The organism is Lysinibacillus sp. BPa_S21 (genome assembly GCF_023337795.1).
Lineage (GTDB): Bacteria > Bacillota > Bacilli > Bacillales_A > Planococcaceae > Lysinibacillus.
Window position 1 is genome coordinate 395,290 of the sequence record NZ_JALIRS010000001.1, and the last position, 17,217, is coordinate 412,506.

13 protein-coding genes, 1 pseudogene and 1 other annotated feature are annotated in these 17,217 nt (G+C 35.0%); of the genes and pseudogenes, 13 read left to right on the plus strand and 1 reads right to left on the minus strand.

The features are described from left to right. Position 1: 1 nt before the first annotated feature. The 8 genes and pseudogenes from MOK21_RS01975 (at position 2) to MOK21_RS02010 (ending at position 9,818) form a co-directional block, all read left to right on the plus strand. The gene (locus tag MOK21_RS01975; RefSeq protein WP_249072298.1) at positions 2-721 is read left to right on the plus strand and encodes an ABC transporter ATP-binding protein; all 720 of its coding nucleotides are present in this window, start codon (positions 2-4) and stop codon (positions 719-721) included. Further along, a complete protein-coding gene (locus MOK21_RS01980; RefSeq protein ID WP_249072299.1) occupies positions 711-2,675 on the plus strand; it encodes an ABC transporter permease in 1,965 nt (654 codons plus the stop codon). Before MOK21_RS01975 ends, MOK21_RS01980 begins: the two co-directional genes overlap by 11 nt. Before the next feature lie 85 nt (positions 2,676-2,760). Continuing rightward, positions 2,761-3,457, plus strand: a pseudogene (locus MOK21_RS01985) (response regulator transcription factor). Between the two features lie 3 nt (positions 3,458-3,460). Further along, a complete protein-coding gene (locus MOK21_RS01990) occupies positions 3,461-4,696 on the plus strand; it encodes a HAMP domain-containing sensor histidine kinase (RefSeq protein ID WP_249072300.1) in 1,236 nt (411 codons plus the stop codon). A 345-nt stretch (positions 4,697-5,041) separates the two neighbouring features. Continuing rightward, the gene (locus MOK21_RS01995) at positions 5,042-5,233 is read left to right on the plus strand and encodes a hypothetical protein (RefSeq protein ID WP_249072301.1); all 192 of its coding nucleotides are present in this window, start codon (positions 5,042-5,044) and stop codon (positions 5,231-5,233) included. A gap of 171 nt (positions 5,234-5,404) precedes the next feature. After that, complete coding sequence (locus MOK21_RS02000; RefSeq protein WP_249072302.1) at positions 5,405-7,534, plus strand: type IA DNA topoisomerase; 2,130 nt, start codon at positions 5,405-5,407, stop codon at positions 7,532-7,534. 245 nt (positions 7,535-7,779) lie between these two features. Further along, positions 7,780-8,041 (plus strand) — a binding site (T-box leader). Between the two features lie 63 nt (positions 8,042-8,104). Next, positions 8,105-9,331 (plus strand): MFS transporter, encoded by a 1,227-nt coding sequence (locus MOK21_RS02005; RefSeq protein WP_249072303.1) that lies wholly within the window; start codon positions 8,105-8,107, stop codon positions 9,329-9,331. A gap of 73 nt (positions 9,332-9,404) precedes the next feature. Then, positions 9,405-9,818: a GNAT family N-acetyltransferase gene (locus tag MOK21_RS02010; protein ID WP_249072304.1), complete on the plus strand. Its 414-nt coding sequence runs from the start codon at positions 9,405-9,407 to the stop codon at positions 9,816-9,818. Positions 9,819-10,140: 322 nt separating this feature from the next. Here the strand turns inward: MOK21_RS02010 and MOK21_RS02015 are convergent, their stop codons facing one another. Further along, positions 10,141-10,653 (minus strand): peroxiredoxin family protein, encoded by a 513-nt coding sequence (locus tag MOK21_RS02015; protein WP_249072305.1) that lies wholly within the window; start codon positions 10,651-10,653, stop codon positions 10,141-10,143. A gap of 584 nt (positions 10,654-11,237) precedes the next feature. On the opposite strand from MOK21_RS02015, the gene MOK21_RS02020 reads away from it, so the two are divergent. From MOK21_RS02020 to MOK21_RS02040, 5 genes are all read left to right on the plus strand, one after another. Next, positions 11,238-11,681, plus strand: coding sequence for a MarR family winged helix-turn-helix transcriptional regulator (locus MOK21_RS02020; protein ID WP_249072306.1), 444 nt, complete (start codon positions 11,238-11,240; stop codon positions 11,679-11,681). A 71-nt stretch (positions 11,682-11,752) separates the two neighbouring features. After that, entirely contained in the window at positions 11,753-13,516 is a 1,764-nt protein-coding gene (locus MOK21_RS02025; protein ID WP_249072307.1) for an ABC transporter ATP-binding protein, read from the plus strand. Next, entirely contained in the window at positions 13,509-15,338 is a 1,830-nt protein-coding gene (locus MOK21_RS02030; protein ID WP_249072308.1) for an ABC transporter ATP-binding protein, read from the plus strand. Before MOK21_RS02025 ends, MOK21_RS02030 begins: the two co-directional genes overlap by 8 nt. A 415-nt stretch (positions 15,339-15,753) precedes the next feature. Further along, positions 15,754-16,224 (plus strand): inner membrane protein YiaA, encoded by a 471-nt coding sequence (yiaA, locus tag MOK21_RS02035; protein ID WP_249072309.1) that lies wholly within the window; start codon positions 15,754-15,756, stop codon positions 16,222-16,224. A gap of 379 nt (positions 16,225-16,603) precedes the next feature. Then, a complete protein-coding gene (locus MOK21_RS02040; protein WP_249072310.1) occupies positions 16,604-17,197 on the plus strand; it encodes a TetR/AcrR family transcriptional regulator in 594 nt (197 codons plus the stop codon). The last annotated feature ends 20 nt before the right edge of the window (positions 17,198-17,217 follow it).

Here is a 17,217-nt window from a genome sequence, read left to right on the forward strand (position 1 = left end):
TATGGAAGTTGTACGTTTAGAGAATATAACGAAAAGTTATGGAGAAGGCAATAACAGGGTAGATGCGTTAAAAGGAATTGATCTTTCTATTCAGCAAGGAGAGTTTGTCTCAATCATCGGTGCTTCTGGTTCTGGAAAAAGTACGCTGCTACATATTTTAGGTGGGTTAGATCGCCCTAGTTCTGGAAAGGTATTCATAGGGGATAATGACATATATAAATATTCAGACAATGAGCTTTCAGTATTCAGAAGAAGAAAAGTTGGGTTCATTTTTCAATTCTTTAATTTGATACCTGTATTAAATGTCCAAGAAAATATTGCTTTACCTACGTTATTGGATAGTGAATCTATAGATATGGAGTATTTAAATGAAATTATTAATATCTTAGGGCTTCAAGAACGTAAGGATCACTTACCTTCCGAACTATCTGGTGGGCAACAGCAACGGGTTTCAATTGGCAGGGCGCTTATTAATCGTCCGCATTTGATACTTGCTGATGAGCCTACAGGTAATCTGGATACTCGAAATACGAAAGAAGTTATGGATTTATTAAGATTCACGGCAAAAAAATATAATCAAACCATTGTAATAATTACTCACGATCTTACGATAGCATCAGCTTCAGATCGGATTATCACAATACAAGACGGTGAAATCATTTCTGACCAACGACTGACTGCGAAAGAGTCACTGACCGGAGGGAATGATTTTGATCAATAGTTATAAGCAACTAGGTACTAAGTATTTAAAAGGGAATATGAAACGAACAATTTTGACCTTGGTTGGAATCGTGCTCTCTGTAGCGTTAATTTCAACTATTGGTCTGTTTATGAAAGGTTCACAAATCTCTCAAATTGAGAACGCCAAGAAGATAAACGGCATTTCTTTTCACGTTGGAATTTCAAACTATGATGAGGCGATTTTAAATAAAATCAGATTTAATCCCCAAATTGAATCGTTTGGTCTGATGTCTCAGGGTGACACTGTTCCGGTTGAAGAGGTTTCTGTACGTATAAATTTCGCGGATCATCAAGCCTTAAACTTTCTAACCTACAGCCTACTAGATGGGGAATTACCGACCAATGCTCACGAAGCGGCTATCGACTCCTGGTTAATTCCTTTTATAAAAAAAGATCTTCGATTAGGTGACTCATTTGAACTGGATGGAAAAACATATCAACTGGTCGGTTTACTGAATAATAGCGGGTTTACACAAAAAAATAAAGAGGGGAGATTATTAACATATAAAAGTGAGTTTGCTATTGGAGAGGGAAGGATATTAATTGAAATTAACGAGAAGGCCAACTTTAATGAGGTTTTAGACGAACTTAACTCAATTACTGAGGATAATAACATTGTTATTAATACGCATTTGATTCAAGCTTTGAAACCGGAAACGAATCAATCGCTTCTGATTATGCTAGTTATCGTTGTCAGTATTGTTGTAATTTCTACAATTATTGTTATTTACAACGCTTTTCAAATCAGCGTCGTAGAGCGAATGAAGCAGTTCGGCTTGCTGAGAAGCATCGGTGCTACACGAAAACAAATTCGACAAATTGTAATGAAAGAAGCAGCCGTGCTAGCTTTCATAGCCATACCAATTGGGGTTGTATGCAGCTTATTGGCGCTTGCTATTCTCCAAGCCTTTTTCGTGATTTTAGTAGACAAAGGTTCAGATGTTTCTTTTTTCTATATAGATTGGAAGATATTATTGGCTAGTTCGATTCTTACTCTGATAGCTGTATTAGTATCCAGTTATTTCCCTGCTTTTTTCGCAGGAAGAATATCTCCTTTGTTGGCAATTAGCAGTAGATTGTCAATAAAAAAAGAGAGAATCAAAAAACAAAATAATAAGGTGCTAAGAAAACCTTTTTCATTTCCATTAAGTATGGCCATTAAAAATGTAAAAAGAAATAAAAATCGTTATGTCGTTACTATTTTATCAATCATTATAAGTAGTGTATTGTTTATTACTTTTTCATCATTGATGGACATCGCATTTTCATCCAAACTTGTGAACGATCCGTCCAAGTCGGATCTTACAATTGAAAATAATGTTTCTTCTGAGAATCTGGAAATTTTAGAACAAATAAAGTTGATTAAAAATGTATCCGAGGTTTATGAACAAGACTTAAGTATTAAAATTGAATTGAAGGATACAAATCAATCTATCGCAACTGTTGAAGACATCCAGAAGACCATTGGAAAAAAACACTCCATTACAGTGGTCAATAACTTTGAAGAGAATAAAGCCAAAAATGAGTCAGCTCTCGTTATCAAAGTTCTTGTATATGCTTTTATTGTGGTCATTTCTTTAATTGGCAGTTTAAATATCCTTAATACGATTACTATAAGTATCATGATTAGACGAAAAGAATTGGCTGCACTAAAATCCATAGGCATGTCCCAAAGGGATTTGAAAAAAATGATTATTTATGAAGCACTGATTTACGGTTTTTCTGGAAGCTTGCAAGGCATTTTTTATGGTTGTATACTTTCATATATTTTGTACACGGCTGCATCCGGTCTCTTTAATGTTGAATGGTCGATTCCCTATAACGCTTGTTTCATTACGCTTGCTGCAGCTTTGTTAATCAGTTATTTATCTGTTCTGCTACCGCTGAGAAGAATCCAACAGGATAATATTATAGATACGATAAGAGAAGAATAATACCAAAGGCCTGGCTACGTATAGTCAGGCTATTCTGATTTGGTGGTAACTGCTAATATAGAGTGAGAGGAAGGAGAAGATATACTTGAATAAAATATTACTTGTAGAAGACGATGAAGCACTCGGTCTAGCCATTGAATTTTCATTAAGAAATGAAGGTTATGAGGTGACTAGAGCCACTAGTGTAAAAGAAGCGAAAAGTCAATTTAATGATAATACTTTTGGCTTGGCTATATTAGATATCAACCTTCCAGATGGAAATGGGTATGACTTATGTTTGCACTTCAAAAAACAAAATAATGCAACAGCTATTATTTTCTTAACAGCTCTGGATGAAGAAGCAAATGTGGTAATGGGATTAGATATTGGCGGAGATGATTATATAACAAAACCTTTTCGAGTGAGAGAACTTATGTCGAGAGTAAAAGTACAATTACGCAAACAAGCTAGATTGGAAGAAGTTTCAATGATTAATATCTGAAAATATAAAGGTGGATATGAACCAAGTAAAGGTATATAAAAATCAAGGTATTGTTCCATTAACAACCTTAGAATATAAGCTTTTGTTAACTTTTATGAAAAACCCTCACAAAATATTAGAAAGGGATGAAATCTTACTGAAAATAACAGAAGAAGAAGATGTTTTTTTTGGAGAAAATACGTTATCTGTATACATAATGCGTTTAAGAGAAAAAATTGAAGATGACCCCAAAAATCCACAGTTTATCATAACTAAAAGAGGATTAGGATATCATTGGGACAAGGATGTGAACCGAGAATAGATGATGAAAAATATCGAATTGAAAGGTTATATGATAATACTGGTGGTTTTATTTTCTCTATTTGTGGTTTGTCAGTTAATTTCACATCAAATATTTTACAATCATTTAAAAACGGATTCTATTACAGCCTGGGGAGAAATTACCGCTAAATTGATTGAACAAAATCCTGAGAATGAAACAGAAATTATGAAGGTCTTAACAAGTAATTCTTCTGATTCAAGTGAGTATCAGGAGAAAGGGAGAGAAATCTTTAGGCAGTATGGATTATACGAAGATTTGGAGACAAAACTTTTTCCACTTTTAAATAACCATATTTCTAGCTTTAATCAAACAATATTATGGGGATTGATTGGTTTCGGATTAATGCTTTTTTTGGCAAACTATATACAATACAAGATTATTTTCAATAAAATCAAGCAACTTACTTCAACTGCTAAGAAAATAATTGATGGAGATTACTCAGTTACAATAAATGAAAATAAAGAAGGAGAAATCGCCAAATTAGCTGTTTCATTCCGCTCTATGAAAGACATAATTAGGAAAAATATGAAGGATTTACTTGTAGAGAAGGAATTTTTAGGACAAATGTTACAAGACATATCCCATCAATTAAAAACGCCACTTTCAACTATTTCCATCTATAATGAAATGTTATTGAATGAAGAATTGCCCCGTCAGCAACAAGTTCAATTATTGCAAAATAATGAAGTTCAAATTTCCAGAATGAATGTCTTAATTCAAAACTTGTTAAAAGTAGCAAAAATTGATGCCAAAGCAATTTCATTTGATAAAGAACCTTTAAACTTGGTGAATACCATTAATGAAGTTTTGAATCGTTTGGAAAATATAATCAATGAAAGGGATTTGTCAATTGACTGGGACGGGCCGAAGGAAGTAATGGTTATGCACGATAAATTATGGATGCAAGAAGCTTTGATGAACTTGCTAAAAAATGCGATTGAGCATTCCAAACATAGTGATAAAATCACAATTCAAGTTAATGATACACCGATTTATACAGAGCTCATAATTCAAGATTTTGGAGAAGGGATTGCTGCTGAAGACTTACCACATATCTTTAATCGATTCTACAAGGCAAGCACTTCTAAAAAACATGATTCTACAGGGATTGGCTTGGCTTTAACAAAAGCGATTATTGAAGCTCATCAAGCCTTGATTAAAGTTGAAAGTGAGAAAAATGCTTATACAAAGTTTACAATTACCTTTATAAAATTCTAATATTTTTTTAATTGCAATCGATCCATGTCCATACAAAGTTTTCTACATATAACAGAAAGGCAGTGAAACAAGGAACAAATCCTTGTTTCTACTGCCTTTTTTATGAATATCATGTAAATGCATTGCTATTTATTGGTATTTCTAATCTTCCAAACTTTTTGTTTTAGTTTTAGAAGGGATCTAAGAGTTGCGGTGAAAAATTTTAATAAAATAATTAGATTGAATGGATTCTAATATCGATATTCAAATATACCATAGTTAAATTCGAGATTTAGTTTTTCATGATTAGGAAAAGCATTAAAAGAAGAAATGTCCGCATTTTCCGAGGAGATTACAGCAGGAGTAATGGAAACAACAATGCTTGCTAATAAGGCTGCAAAGGCAACAGAAAGTGTTGTAGAGCGTACGATAGAGCAAGAAAGCTACAATAAAGATATCCTGTATTCTGTTTTAGAACTGAACAAAATGGCAGAAGAACTTGAAAAATCCGTTTCAAAATTTGATGTAGATGGTAGTGCCGCAAATAACTTCATGTGATTTAAGATGGAAGGGTGCTCTAGGTACAAAGATTTTAGTAAGTGATATTTTAAATTGTTTAAAGTAAAATAGTAGTAAGATATGCCATAATAAACTCAACTAATCTGATTAGTTGAGTTTAATGTTTATATATAAAGCTACTAAAATATTTTAAAGAAGATGTGATGATTAATGGGGAAAATCGCCATTTTGGCAGAGAAACCATCTCAAGCAAGAGCTTATGCAGACGCATTTAAAATTAAACAAAAAGAGAAAACGTTTATTGAATTGGAACCTTGTTCTACTTTTCCTATGGGCGCAGTAATTACTTGGGCAGTTGGTCATCTTGTTGAGTTAAAGGAGCCAAAAGAATATCAAAAGGAATGGGAGAAATGGTCGCTTGGATCTTTACCTATCATTCCACAAAAATTTGAAGATAAAGTTGTCTCTAAAATGTATACACAATTTAATGCAGTCAAAAAAATTTTAAGTGATCCGCAAGTAACAATGATTTATAATTGCTGCGATAGTGAACGTGAGGGTTCTAATATCTTCTACTCACTATTAAAAATGACGAAAGTAAATAAGCCTGTAAAACGATTATGGATCAATTCATTAGAAGTTGAGGAAATTCGAAAAGGGTTTAATAATATGCAAAGTAATGAACGTGATTTGCTCATGTACCAAGAAGCAAAAACACGTCAAATTAGCGATTGGTTAGTAGGTATGAACTGCAGTCGCCTATATACGCTACTTTTACAAAAGAAAGGCTTTAAGGGTAGTATTTCCATCGGACGTGTGCAATCACCAACCGTATATTTAATTTATAAAAGGCAACAGGAAATCGAACATTTCAAACCTGAAAATTTTTATGAAATTGAAGGGGTTTTTAAAGCACAAAATGGCTTATATAAAGGAAAGGCAAAGTTAAAAACAAAAGAGCGTGCAGAGGCAGTGCAATTATTGCAACAACATGGGGTCGAACCGAAGGATACAGGTCTGATTACGAGTGTAACGAACAAAACGAAGCGTATAGCACCACCCAAACTACATGCATTATCAACATTACAAGCTGCCGCCAATAAACGCTGGAAATACAGTCCGTCGCATGTGTTAAAACTGACGCAATCCCTTTATGAGAAAAAACTCGTTTCTTACCCACGTACCGATTCACAGCTCATTACACATAATGAGTTTGCCTATTTAAATGAATCCTTGCCAAAATATCAGCAGCTCGTAGGAAAGTCATTTAATGTGATTAATCGAGGAAATAACAAACGCTACGTCGACAGTGCCAACGTTGGGGAGCACTATGCTATTATTCCAACGAAAAAAGTGCCGACCGAAAAAGCGTTACAATCTATGAATGCGGATGAGCGAAATATTTATTTTGAGATAGTCAATACGACACTCGCTATGTTTCACCAAGATTATGAATACGATGAAAAAACGATTATAACAAATGTCAAAAATTTAGAGTTTAAAACGGTAGGGAAAACAGAACTTATAAAAGGTTGGAAAGAATTGTTTTCAAGTGAAAAAGAGTTAAAGGAGCGTGAAAAGTCGTTACCTATCGTTTCCAAAGATGAGATGGTACAAAGTAAGATTTCTATTTTAGAAGGCACGACAACTCCTCCTAAGCCTTATACAGAAGGGCAACTCATTACGATGATGAAAACATGTGGTAAATCAGTTGAGGATGAAGAAGAAATCGAGGTGCTGAAATCGATTGAAGGTATTGGTACAGAGGCAACTCGGAGTGGCATTATAGAGACGATTAAAAAGCATGGATTTATTGAAGTACGAAAAAACATAGTGAGCATCACGCCTAAAGGGGAGCTTTTATGTCGATCAATTGAAGGAACACTACTTTCAAGCCCTTCTATGACGGCAAAATGGGAAATTTACTTAAATAAAATTGGTCGTGGGGAAGGCTCTGCAAAACATTTTATTGAAAGTATAGGCAAGTTTGTTAATCAATTAATCGGGGAGGTACCGCAACAGTTAGAGTCACTTACAATTGAAGCTGAGCAATTTAAACCAGCTGCTGCGAAAGATATTGTGACATGTCCGACATGTAAAGTAGGAAAAATAGGTTTGCGTAAAAGTTTTTACGGTTGCTCGAATTATAAAAATGGTTGTAAGCAAACGTTCCCAGGAAGGCTATTAGGAAAAAAACTGACTGAAAAGAACATTAATGATTTATGTAAGAGTGGGAAGACTGCTGTGATTAAAGGGTTTAAATCAAAGAATGGTAAACAATTTAGCGCGTCACTCCGTTTGGTAGAAGGAAAGATTGAATTTGAGTTTAATGAAAAGTAAAAGCGGAAGCATTAAGAAAAGAAAAAGAGTACCATTTGATCAGTTCCTTTTTAAACTGATTGAATGGTGTAATGTTATGCTACTAAATGAACGGATTAGTTGAATAACAATAATTGTAGTATGCATGAAGTTTCTGTAACACCAAATGCGAATAATTCCATATTTGTCATAGAAATAATTAGTGGTCTTCGTTTTTTTGTATTGAATTTTAGTTTTAAATAGTATAAAATTTACAAAATTGCATATGAAAAGCTATGAAAAGAAGAGTAAACATACGGACTATCTACAGAGACCTCTGGTAGCTGAAAAAGAGGGATAGGAAATATGTTGAAACAAGCCTTTGAGCTGTGCATTGGATTTGTTTGTTGGAACAATGATGGTGCAACGTATTCTCACGTTAAAGAGATAGAGTATCGCAGGATTTATTTCCAAAGCTGTACTCGATAAGGCTTCTGCAGCAATGTAGAAATGAACTGGGGTGGCACCGCGATATGACTCGCCCCCAAGATAACTATCTTGGGGGTGAGTTTTTTTATTTTGTTTTTCAAAAAATAAAATAGGAGTGGTGTTATGTCCAGATGGAAGTATCCTTTAATACTATTAGGGGGAATAGGTATTTCAAATGTGGGTGCATGGGTTTACCTAATCGCACTAAATTTAATTATTTTGAATGAAACAGGTTCCCCATTTGCAATTGCTTTTTTATATATACTTGGTCCAATTGCAACTATATGTTCTAATGCTTGGTCAGGTAGTTTAATTGATCGGGTAAATACACGGCGACTTATGATGGGATTAGATGTTTTCAGAGCAATATGTATTGCATTAATTCCATTTTTACCTTCACTTATTTATGTTTATGTACTAGCGTTTATCATTAATATGGGAAGTGCTATTTTTCAACCTACATCTATGGTTTATATGACTAAACTTATACCAGAAAAAGATCGGCAACGATTTAATGCACTTCGTAGCTTTATCAACTCTTGTGGTTCACTAATAGGTCCTGCTATTGCTGGGATTTTATTTTGGATGGGTACCCCTTATACTGCCATTCATATAAATGCAGTGGCTTTATTTTTTTCAGCACTGATTATCTTGATGCTACCAAATGTTGATTCAGGACTCAAAGAGACTGAGGGGCAAAGATTTACATGGGATATGATAAAAACTGATTTTTTAGTTGTTTTTAATTTCAGTAAGGACGATACCTATATCACAAAAATATATTTATTATTTAGTGGTACTACTATATTCATGACCGCAATAGATTCTCTCGAGGCAGCATTTGCTAAAGGCGTACTTTCAATATCTGACACCAATTATGGGTTTTTATTAAGTGTCTTTGGAGCTGGAATAATAATAGGATCCATTATTAATTCGTTATTTTCAAAGCAACTTGCTGTTAATCTTTTAATAGGTATTGGTACCATTTTTACCTCAATAGGATATTTAGTACTTTATAGTTCGAGTGGCTTTTTTAGTGCAGTTCCTGGTGTGTTTTTAATCGGGTTTGCTGTAACGTTTGCAAATACAGGGTATTTGACGTTCTACCAAAATCATGTTCCTGTGAAGATGATGGGAAGATTCGGAAGCATCTTTAGTGTCATTGAAGCAGGTTTCATTGTTGCTTTAACAGTTTTAATAGGTTTAGCTGCTGAATTAACTTCGATCCGTCCTGTGGGGTTAATGGGTTCATTTGCCTTCTTCTTTTTAGGGTTAGTGGCATTAAAAGCTGTATCAGGTGGTAAACGGCAGGGATATTTTAAAAAAGCTGCTTCTTCTTTAAACAGTTAAATAAAAAAGGCTTGAATCACACTATGTTATGCATTTTATTATGAGTAGAATTTTAAATAAAGGGGTTGAAGAAATGAAATATATTGAATCTGAAAAGGTCACTGAAGAAGAAAAAGAACATATTATTCAAGAGTTATTAAAATACAATCTTGATAATATTGAAGATAAGATAGTAAAAGATATTGGTCTTTTTGTAGAAGATGAACAAGGAAAAAGAGTTGCGGGGTTGATTGGTGATACACATGGAAATTGGTTAGAAGTAGAGTATTTATGGGTAAGTGAAAAACTTCGTGGACAGCATATTGGTACGGAATTGATGCGTAAAGCTGAGAAGATTGCTATTAATAGAGGATGCAAGTTTGCCGCCTTAAATACGTTTAGTTTTCAAGCACCTGATTTTTACGTGAAGCTAGGCTATAAAGAAGAATTTGTACTCAATGATTATCCACTAACGGGTAAGCGGTACTATTACACAAAAAAACTTTAAGATTTAATTGTTAATGAGAACGTTTTGGAATTCTTGTTGGTTAGGGGTATTGTTTGCTAACGGTGAACAAAATGCAATAAATATCTCAAAACCTGGTTTATGTAAGTTCCAATGCAGTAACCTAATGTTTTTTTCCAAAAATAAAATGAATAGGAAATGTACAGATAGATATAAAAATAAAAAGCTGATCCTTATAAGCTGTCAGAAATGGAAATGGAATTAGTTTTAAAAAGCGCGAGTAATCAATTTTTAGAAATGTTGATTTTTCGCGCTTTTCTGATGTGGATTTTTTATTTTGCTTTTAAAATATACTTACGTTTGTTTATTCATTTGACTTTAAATTTTTTCCGATATATTGGACAATCTTGCGAAGTTCAGTTGATGATGGGCGTCCAAATGGACTTGTTTGTTTTTGTTGATATAGCAGTTGTCCCTTCTCATCAACTAAGAAATAAGCAGGCTCTCCATGCGTACCATGATCCTCGTAAGGCGCATCTTCTCCGTGATAAAAAACATCATATGCTTTTAATGTATTTAACTCTTCATCGGCTAAGACGGTAAAAGAAAGGTTATGCTCATCGACCATATTCTTTAAGTTTTCCAACTTATCCGTTGAGATAGTAATTAGATGAACATTCTTGCCTTCAAAATAACTTTTACTTTCTTCGAGCTCTTTTAAGTCATGAAGACAAACAGGACACCATGATCCTCGGAAAAAGATAATGAGATGCCAGCATTTATGCTGGTTTTGATGAGATGCAAAAGAGAATTCCTCTCCATTCACTGCTGGAAGAGTGAAATTAGGTACTTTATCACGCAATTTAAATGTAGACATACTGATCCTCCTTAAAATTGAAAATTATATTGACCACTTTGTATTATTTCCTATTATAAATTAGATATGTAAAATAAAAAAACAAATCCCGAGATTTCATGATTCATTGTAGGTAAATATTTTTCTCTAACAATTTTTATGTCATTCGTTCTTTATAGAAATTTATTTATGCAACCAAGCACAATATCATTGTTATTTTGACATTTATAAACATACTTTATTGTTGGATTATTTAAAGACAATATGGCAAACTGAATACGAAGATATATCTTAACATGATTTATCGGTACTCGGGCCCTACCCGATCACTTTTCAAGGATACCTGATCACATTCGGGTCCTACCCGATCACTTTTCAAGGATACCTGATCACATTCGGGTCCTACCCGATCAACTTTACAGGGATACCTGATCACATTCGGGGCCTACCTGATCACTTTACAGGGATACCTGTCACTTTCGGGGCCTACTGATCACATTCGGCACCTAAGGACATGAGTATTTTTATTATGGAGATGCAGAAATGCTACTAAACTAGTTTTTAAATACGATAGTTAGGGCGTAGAAATATTGGAGGTTGTAAAATTGAGCAAAAGGAGATCGGTTGGATTAGAATTGCGCACATTATCGCTCCTAATGAGAAGGCAATTGGATCAAACCACATGTACGACAATACCGGAAAAAGATAACCTTACTGCCATGCATGGTTGGACCATTAGTTATCTTTACAAAAACCAAGATAAAGATGTCTTTCAAAAGGATTTTGAACGAGATTTTTCTATTCGTAAATCAACAGCGTCTAGAATCCTAAAATCTATGGAAAGTAATGGGTTAATTACAAGGCAATCTGTTCCCTACGATTCAAGACTTAAAAAAATTGTTTTAACAGAAGAGGCACTGAAAATACATGACAATATCATGACTCGTAGGGCGATTCTTGAACGAAAATTACTCACAGGTATCCCAGAAGAGAAACTTGACGTGTTTTTTGAAGTAATGGATGCTATGAAAGAAAATATAGAATCTTGAGGAAGATGCTATTTTTAAAGTTTTTATTTGTATATAGTTAGCATGCTAACTATATGAGGAGGAATGCAAACGTGTTGAAATTATTTAAATATCTAAAACCAAAAGAATGGACGCTTATTTTAGCTAGTATTGTGTTCATAGTAGGGCAAGTTTGGTTGGATTTAAAGTTGCCAGATTATATGTCTAAAATTACAACCCTTGTACAAACGGAAGGTAGTAAAACGAGCGAAATATGGACAACTGGAGGGAAGATGCTGTTATGTGCCCTTGGCAGTATGATATTGGCAGTCATTGTGGGCTATTTTGCGGCAAAGGTAGCAACGTCGCTTTCAAAGGAATTACGAAAAGGCGTATTTGATAAAACGCTCTCTTTCTCTATGGAGGAGATTAATGGTTTTTCAATCGCAAGTCTAATTACTCGTTCTACAAATGATATAACACAAATACAGCAAACGGTTGCGATGGGTCTTCAAGTAATGATTAAGGCGCCTATCCTTGCCGTATGGGCTATTTTTAAGATTACGGGGAAAAGCTGGGAGTGGTCAGTGGCAACCGGAGTAGCTGTCATTGTTTTACTTATTTTGATCGGCAACCTGATCATCTTTGTGTTACCGAAATTTAAAGTCGTTCAAAAAATGACAGATAATCTTAACCGCGTAACGAGAGAAAGTTTAACGGGTATTCGTGTTGTTCATGCTTATAACGCACAACAATATCAGGAAGAAAAATTTGACAAAGTAAATAAGGATTTAACGGATACAAATCTTTTCGTGACCCGACTTATGGCCCTTATGCAGCCGGGGATGGGTCTGATTATGTCAGGATTAACTCTTTCTATCTACTGGATTGGAGCGCATTTAATTAATAATGCAGAAGGTATGAATAGAATCGGTTTGTTCAGTGATATGGTCGTATTTTCATCTTATGCAATGCAAGTGGTTATGGCATTTATGCTGTTATCAATGACGTTCATTTTGCTTCCGAGAGCTGCAGTATCTGCAGCACGTATTAATGAAGTGTTAAATACACCTCAGACCATTATTGATGGAGAAAAGAAATCGTCACCTAAGGGAATCGAAGGTGAGATTGAATTCAGAAATGTTAGCTTTAAATATCCGAATGCAGAGGACTATGTTTTAGAAAATATTAGCTTTACTGCACATAAAGGCGAAACGGTCGCTTTAATCGGTTCTACAGGTAGTGGTAAGAGTACGCTAATTAATTTACTCCCAAGGTTTTACGATACTACTAAAGGTGAAGTATTCGTCGACGGCATGAATGTGAAAGAATATGCACAGGAAGCGCTTCATAACAAGATTGGTTACGTTTCTCAAAAAGTCGTATTATTTTCGGGTACGGTAAAATCGAATGTTGCTTATGGTGGCAACAGTCAGGCTCCCTCGACAGATGAGGAGATCAAAAAAGCGGTGGAAATTGCGCAAGGGAAAGAATTTGTAGAGAAAATGGATGACGAATATGATGCAGCGATTGCGCAGGGCGGTACAAATCTTTCAGGGGGACAAAAACAACGTCTTTCTATCGCCAGAGCAGTGAATCGAAATCCGGAAATCTTTATTTTTGATGATTCGTTCTCTGCTTTAGATTATAAAACAGACCGTCAACTTCGTTCTACCTTGAAAAAAGAAACGAAAGGTGCAACCTCTTTGATTGTGGCACAGCGAATAGGAACGATTAAAGATGCTGATAAAATCATTGTTCTTGATGAAGGTAAAATCGTTGGTATGGGGAAACATAGTGAATTATTGAAAACTTGTAAGACCTATCAGGAGATCGCCTATTCGCAGCTTTCAAAGGAGGAGTTGGAAAATGCGTAATACACAAACAAATAAGCCCCGAAAAGGTCCCGGTGGCCCAGGTCATATGGTAGCTCCTGGAGAAAAGCCAAAGAGCTTTAAAAAGCCTTGGGGAAAGTTGATTGCCTATTGTAAGCCTTATTTGCCAGCGATTCTCTTAGCCCTTGTATTGGCAGTTGTCGGAACAGTTTTCACGATTATTGGACCGAATAAGCTTAGTGAGATCACTGATAAAATAATGGCAGGCATTAGTGGTGAGATTGATATTACAGCTATAGGAAAAATTGGCCTGTTCCTTGCTATTTTGTATGGGTTGAGTTTTATTTTTAATTATACGCAGTCGTTTATTATGGCTACGATTACACAGCGTGTTTCCAAAAGTTTACGTACAGACATTTCGAACAAAATTGATCGATTACCGTTGAAATATTTTGACTCTACAACCCATGGAGATGTGCTAAGCCGTGTCACGAATGATGTAGATATGATTGGACAGTCTTTAAACCAAAGTATTGGTTCGCTCGTAACAGCGGTTGTAATGTTCTTCGGATCCTTAATAATGATGTTCTATATAAATGTAACGATGGCACTTTCTGCAATTGCTGCAACTTTCATTGGATTTGTATTAATGTCCTTTATAATATCCAAATCCCGAAAATACTTCATACGTCAGCAGCAAGACCTTGGTAGAATGAACGGCCATATCGAAGAAATCTATTCAGGGCATGATGTTATGAAGGTCTATAACGGTGAACAAGCAGCGAAGCAAGAATTTAATGCAATCAATGAAAGTCTTTTTAATAGCGCTTGGCGCGCACAGTTTATGTCGGGCATGATGATGCCTCTCATGATCTTTATCGGAAATTTAGGGTATGTTGTTGTTTGTGTAGTAGGGGCTGCACTTACTGTGAAAGGTTCCATCACATTTGGTGTAATCGTTTCATTTATGGTGTATATCCGCCTGTTTACACAACCGTTGTCTCAGTTAGCTCAGGCAGCTACAAGCTTACAGTCAACTGCTGCTGCAAGTGAACGTGTATTTGAATTCTTAAATGAAGCGGAACTAGAAGACGAAAGTGAAAAGAAAATGATTTTAGAAGCTAAAGATGTCGAAGGTAATGTAGAATTTAAAAATGTTAAGTTTGGCTATACGAAAGAGAAACTGATTATTAAAGATTTCTCAGCTCAAATAAAAGCAGGTCAAAAAGTTGCCATTGTCGGACCGACTGGAGCCGGGAAAACAACGCTTGTTAATCTTCTCATGCGTTTCTATGAAGTCGATAGTGGAGAAATCATGATTGAGGGCGTACCAAATAAGTCGATTACTCGAAAAAATGTTCACGATTTATTTTGTATGGTGCTGCAAGATACTTGGCTTTTCGAAGGGTCCGTTAAGGAAAATATCATTTATAATAAAGATGATGTAACCGATGCAGAAGTGACTGCAGCTTGTAAAGCAGTAGGTCTGGACCACTTTATTAAAACCTTGCCGAAAGGTTATGACACAGTTTTAAATGATAATACAAGTTTATCTGTCGGACAAAAACAGCTGATAACGATTGCAAGGGCAATGGTTAAAAAGGCTCCGTTGCTTATCTTAGATGAAGCAACTAGTTCCGTTGATACGCGTACGGAAGTACTTATTCAACAAGCGATGGATAAACTCATGGTAGGAAAAACATCATTTGTGATTGCCCATAGACTTTCAACCATTAAAAACGCCGACTTGATTTTAGTGATGAAAGATGGAGATATTATCGAAAGCGGTAATCATGAAGAGTTACTTGCGGAAAAAGGATTCTATGCGGATCTTTATAATAGTCAGTTTGAAGATGCTTCTTGAATTTGATTGCCGATAGACTCGCTAACGGCTACTTGGGAAGCGTGTAGCTTTGAAAAATTCATAATAAGGCATTGATAAAAATCACCTCGTTATTTTCTAAGAGGTGATTTTTTCATTGAATACTGTTGACAACGATAAATTAAAGAAGTTTCTTATTAAATTTACGGAGTGGGAATGTTCTTAAGAGCAGTCGTTCTTGTGCCTGGCCAAGCACAAAGCCAATTTCGATCCCCATTATGGCGAATCGCGAAAACTTAAAGATTGTGAAGTCTTCATGCTAATGTGCATATACTTTAATAGCGAAGACCGTTTTTTCTTGTTTAACTTTATGGCGGGTACATTTTGCAGGGCTATGGGTGCACTTCAGTGTCTCGGGTGCTCCATTTTTATTAGACTAAATGATGGAGGCGGAAATTTGAAAGATGATAATGAAGTCTTAATAGATAAAGAGAAACGAAATGATTTAAAAGTGAAGGAAGAAAGGAAAGAAGGAGAACCGACTCCGGCCTTTAAAGGGGCTTCGTGGGCAGCGCTATTAGTAGGTGTTGCATCTTATCTTATAGGTTTGTTTAACGCAACGATGCAATTGAATGAAAAGGGATTTTACTTTGCAGTTTTAGTGTTCGGACTCTATTCAGCGATATCTTTACAAAAAGCAGTTAGAGATAAAGATGAGGGAGTAGCAGTTACTCATATTTATTATGGTATTAGTTGGTTCGCGCTTATTGTATCGATTGCATTAATGGCCATCGGTTTATACAATGCAGGAAGCATTGTTTTAAGTGAAAAAGGATTTTATGGTATGGCGTTTGTTCTTAGTTTATTTGCAGCTATAACAGTTCAAAAGAATATAAGAGATACACAGAGGGCAAGAGAAAAAGGTTGAGTTATGTTCTACAATGGAGCAGAATCTTTAATATGCTGAAAGGGGTTTTCGTGGCTTGCTAAGGGTTCATGGCTACTAAAAGATAAGATCAAGCTGCCAAAGTCAAAGGCAGCTTTTCTTATTGATGAGAAGGATTGTTGAAAATGTATTAAGCTAATACTTAAGAACAAAAAATTAAATAATAAATTTTTCGAAATGAAAGAAATGCCGACGTTTTTTCAAAACGTTGGCTTTTTATTGTACAGTGAATTCAAAGATTAGAGTGATTTTTCAAATGGTTGCTTTTAACCCCTTGTTAAAATTTGGCGTTAATGCTATCATGTGAATATAACATATGAATATTCATATAAAATATTCATAAACAAGGAGGTGCTTATCTATGGCAAGAGGAAAGAAAGTTTTTTCAGAAGAAGATAAAATTCTGATTAAAAGTAAATTGAAAGATGAGTGTATGGCATTTTGGGTTTCGCCGGGTTACAAAGAAACAAGTATTGGGGCATTGTGTAAAAAGGCAGAAATATCGACAGGTACTTTTTATAACTTTTATGCCAGCAAGGAAGAACTTTTTTTTGAAGTTCTGTATGATATTCAAGATACGATTTATGAAAATTTCATTGAGCGAATTGAACAATGCCCTGAAAAGTCCGGCTTTGAAACAGCCATAATACAGCTTTACTATGAATACGAAAGCAAACCATTTCTTTATGACGTGAAAACGGTTGATTTCACATCGTTTTATAGTAAACTTTCGGAGGAAATGAAAGAAAAACTAATATTTGATAGTAGTGAACTTTTTCGCACAGCAATCAAACGAGCAAATCTTAAATTAAAAGTCTCTGAAAATTTAGCTTTTTCTACCTTCTCAGTTCTTCTTTCAAGCGTTGCCAGTAAAGAAGGAATTTCGAAGAACTGTGATCACTTAGCCGCCTTTCAATTTATGACAAAGCAATTGGTCGCAAGCATCTTTGAGTAGAGGCTAAATATCAACTATAC

What these genes read in the sequence shown, in the direction of transcription:
- MOK21_RS01995 (WP_249072301.1), top strand. Translation starts at nt 5,042, where the DNA reads ATGGAAACAACAATGCTTGCTAATAAGGCTGCAAAGGCAACAGAAAGT.
- MOK21_RS02005 (WP_249072303.1), top strand. Translation starts at nt 8,105, where the DNA reads ATGTCCAGATGGAAGTATCCTTTAATACTATTAGGGGGAATAGGTATT.
- MOK21_RS02015 (WP_249072305.1), bottom strand. Translation starts at nt 10,653, where the DNA reads ATGTCTACATTTAAATTGCGTGATAAAGTACCTAATTTCACTCTTCCA.
- MOK21_RS02040 (WP_249072310.1), top strand. Translation starts at nt 16,604, where the DNA reads ATGGCAAGAGGAAAGAAAGTTTTTTCAGAAGAAGATAAAATTCTGATT.
- MOK21_RS02000 (WP_249072302.1), top strand. Translation starts at nt 5,405, where the DNA reads ATGGGGAAAATCGCCATTTTGGCAGAGAAACCATCTCAAGCAAGAGCT.
- MOK21_RS02010 (WP_249072304.1), top strand. Translation starts at nt 9,405, where the DNA reads ATGAAATATATTGAATCTGAAAAGGTCACTGAAGAAGAAAAAGAACAT.
- MOK21_RS02030 (WP_249072308.1), top strand. Translation starts at nt 13,509, where the DNA reads ATGCGTAATACACAAACAAATAAGCCCCGAAAAGGTCCCGGTGGCCCA.
- MOK21_RS01990 (WP_249072300.1), top strand. Translation starts at nt 3,461, where the DNA reads ATGAAAAATATCGAATTGAAAGGTTATATGATAATACTGGTGGTTTTA.
- MOK21_RS01975 (WP_249072298.1), top strand. Translation starts at nt 2, where the DNA reads ATGGAAGTTGTACGTTTAGAGAATATAACGAAAAGTTATGGAGAAGGC.